The following is a 2,511-nucleotide window of genomic DNA, read 5'->3' as shown; positions in this document are numbered from 1 at the left end:
CGGCCCGCGTGGTGCCGCCGCCGAAGCCTGCGGCGCCGCCCACCGTCGCCGCGTCCGCCGCGATCCCCTCGGGGGAACTCGGCACGCTGAAATCCGCCGTCGCCGCCGCGCGCAGCGGCAAGGGCAACGAGGCCCTCGCTTTGGCCCGCGATCTCGACGACGAGGTGGCGCGCTCGCTGGTGACATGGCTCGTTGCCCGGCATGCGCCGCAATATCTCGGCTTCAACGGCATCAACACCTTCCTTGAGGAGAAGCCCGGCTGGCCGACGCAGAACACGCTGCGCCGCCGCGCCGAGCGCATGCTGTTCCAGGAGAAGCGCGATCCCGCCACGGTGCGCGCGTTCTTCTCCCAGCAGCCGCCGATCTCCGGCGAGGGCAAGATCGCGCTCGCCCGCGCGCTCATGGTTACCGGCGCCCGCTCCGACGCCACCGACTGGGTGCGCGAGGCCTGGTACCAGGACGAGCTGACCGAGGCGTTCGAGGAGCAGGTGCTGGCCGAGTTCGGCTCGCTCCTCACCCGCGCCGACCACAAGGCGCGCGCCGACCGCTTCAGCTATCTCGGCGAGAGCGACCGCGCCTTGCGCGCGGCGGGCCGCGCCGGCTCGGACGTGGTGGCGCTGACCAAGGCGCGCCTCGCCGTGGTGGACGGCAATGCGAACGCCGCCAAGCTGTTCGCCCAGGTGCCCGGCAGCTTCGGGAACGATCCCGCCTACCAGTTCGCCAAGGCCCGCCTGCTGCGCCGCTCCGACAAGCCGGCGGAGGCCGCGAGCGCCATCCTCCAGGGCGCCAAGAGCCAGAACGCGGCGCTGGCGCCGGACCAGTGGTGGATCGAGCGGCGCTTCATCGCCCGCGACCTGATCGACGTAGGCGATGCGCGCACCGCCTACCGCGTCGCCGCCACCGGGGTCGAGCCGGAGGCCAACAATTACCGCGCCGAACAGCAATTCACCGCCGGCTGGATCGCCCTGCGCTTCCTGAAGGATCCGCGCACCGCGAGCCAGCATTTCGCCGCCGCGGCCGAGGGCCAGTCGCACCCCATCACTCTGGCGCGCGCTTTTACTGGCAGGGCCGCGCGGCCGCCGCCGCGGGAGACCGCGGCACGGCGCAGGCGCGCTTCCAGGCGGCGGCGCAGTTCTCCACCGCCTATTATGGCCAGCTCGCGCGCACCGAGCTGGGCGTCCAGCCGGTGGCGCTGCGCAACGCCGCGCAGCCCTCCTTCTCGGACCGCAGCACCTTCCCGCGCATCGAGGCGGTGAAGGCGATCCGCCTGCTCTACGCCATCGGCGAGCGCGATATCCCGCTGACCATCTATTACGACCTCGCCTGGAACCTGAAGGAGCCGGGCCAGCTCACGCTGCTCGCCGAGCTGGCGCAGGCCAATGGCGACGCCCGCGGCGCGCTGGCGGTGGGCCGCGAGAGCCTCGGCGACGGCGGCATGCCCACCGATTTGATCGCCTTCCCCACCTCCGGCCTGCCCAACTACACGCCCATCGGCACGCCGGTGGACAAGGCCATGGTCTATGCGGTGGCGCGCCAGGAGAGCCACTTTCATCCCGGCACCGTGTCGAGCGCCAAGGCCATGGGGCTGATGCAGGTGACGCCGGCGGCGGGGCGCCAGGTGGCGAAGGTCACGGGCGCCACCTACAACGAGGCGCGCCTGATGAGCGACCAGTCCTACAACGTGCAGTTCGGCGCCGCCGAGCTGGGCGAGCTGTGGGACATCTATGACGGCAATTGCGTGCTGGTGTTCGCCGCCTACAACGCCGGGCGCGGCAATGTGCGCAAGTGGATCGAGCGGTTCGGCGACCCGCGCGACCCGGACGTGGACGTGGTGGACTGGGTGGAGCGCATCCCGTTCGGCGAGACCCGCAACTATGTGCAGCGGGTGATGGAGAATTACCAAGTCTACAAGGTGCGCTTCAACATCCCCACCAAGCTCCAGCTGGAGGCGGACCTGCGGGGCACCCGCACGCGCTGACCACCCCGGCCGACCACCGACGCGCGATCGGCCGCCTGCGGGCGGCCGATGCCGTTTCGCCGGTCGCTCACCGCGGGCGGCGCGGCGGCAGGCGCAGGTCCTGCGGGTTCGTGCCGGCGATGAGCGCCTTGGCCTGGCCGATCCAGTCCTCGCGCTCTATGCGGCCGGGAAAGGCCAGATAGGAGCCCACCCACTGGGCCTCCGCCGCGGTCCAGGCGGCGATCTGCTCCAGCCGGTGGATGCCCAGCGCGTGCAGCCGTGCCTCGTTCTGCGGCCCGATGCCCTTGATGAGCTTGAGATCGTCGCTGCCCGCCTCGGGCGGCTCCAAGGCCGGCGGACGGCTGCCGGGATGATCGGCGTCCGCATTGCCCCTGGCCGCGGGCTTCGCCTGAGGCTTTGGCCCCTTTCGGCGGCGCCGGCGGCGCGGGGATGGCTCGGCGCGCCGAGCAGCAGTTCGCCCTGGACCGCTGGCGGCGCGGCACGGCGGCCGGCTCCGTCCGGGTCCACGGGGACGTCTGAAGCGGCGTCATCGG

2 protein-coding genes and 1 pseudogene are annotated in these 2,511 nt (G+C 72.1%); 2 read left to right on the top strand and 1 reads right to left on the bottom strand.

The window, feature by feature from the left end; translation table 11 throughout:
- Both AC2W7M_RS23715 and AC2W7M_RS23710 read left to right on the top strand, forming a co-directional pair.
- Positions 1-1,256 (top strand): annotated as a pseudogene (locus tag AC2W7M_RS23715) (lytic transglycosylase domain-containing protein); the annotation flags it as partial.
- On the top strand, positions 1,187-1,978 hold the full coding sequence (locus AC2W7M_RS23710) for a lytic transglycosylase domain-containing protein (protein WP_486135410.1): 792 nt from the start codon (positions 1,187-1,189) through the stop codon (positions 1,976-1,978). The pseudogene AC2W7M_RS23715 and the gene AC2W7M_RS23710, both read left to right, overlap by 70 nt.
- A gap of 67 nt (positions 1,979-2,045) precedes the next feature.
- Here AC2W7M_RS23710 and AC2W7M_RS23705 read toward each other — a convergent pair whose 3' ends face one another.
- Complete coding sequence (locus AC2W7M_RS23705; protein ID WP_486135408.1) at positions 2,046-2,306, bottom strand: hypothetical protein; 261 nt, start codon at positions 2,304-2,306, stop codon at positions 2,046-2,048.
- Positions 2,307-2,511: the final 205 nt, after the last annotated feature.

The sequence above is a fragment of the Xanthobacter sp. BG11Y11_SDJG genome (genome assembly GCF_057364445.1).
This window is presented reverse-complemented; position numbering and strand designations above follow the sequence as displayed.